Raw genomic sequence first — 520 nt, forward strand, 5'->3', positions numbered from 1 at the left:
ATCCGGTGCTGGGCGGCGAGCTCGATGACCGACCCGGGCACCGGGAGCACCCACCGGGGGTCCACGACCGTGGAGGACACCCCGTGGGCCTCCAGCCGGTCGGCGACGTCCAGGGCGAGGCCGCTCATGGCGCCGACGGAGACGAGCAGCACGTCGCGGCGGGCGCCCTCGGCGCCGCCCTCCCCGCCGCGGCGGGCAAGGACGTCCACGCCGTCGGCCAGCCGCTCGGCGGCCGGCACGGGGGTGCCCACGGAGCCCTTGGGATAGCGGATGACGGTGGGGGCGTCGTCGACGGCCACCGCCTCGCGCAGCTCCTCGGCGAGGGTCGGCTCGTCGCGGGGGGCCGCGAGGTGCAGCCCGGGCACGATCTGGAGCAGGGCGAGGTCCCACATGCCGTGGTGGCTCGGCCCGTCCGGTCCGGTCACCCCGGCCCGGTCCAGGACCACCGTGACGCCGGCCCGGTGCAGGGCCACGTCCATGAGCAGCTGGTCGAAGCCGCGGTTGAGGAACGTGGCGTAGA

The 520-nt window shown here is 76.5% G+C and carries 1 protein-coding gene; it reads right to left on the reverse strand.

Going from position 1 to position 520, the window contains the following annotated elements; translation table 11 throughout:
* The coding region (locus RF640_RS19120; RefSeq protein WP_368828678.1) for a transketolase C-terminal domain-containing protein at positions 1 to 520 on the reverse strand (520 nt) is incomplete at both ends.

Source organism: Kocuria sp. CPCC 205231, assembly GCF_040980965.1.
GTDB classification, from domain to species: Bacteria; Actinomycetota; Actinomycetes; order Actinomycetales; family Micrococcaceae; genus Kocuria; species Kocuria rosea.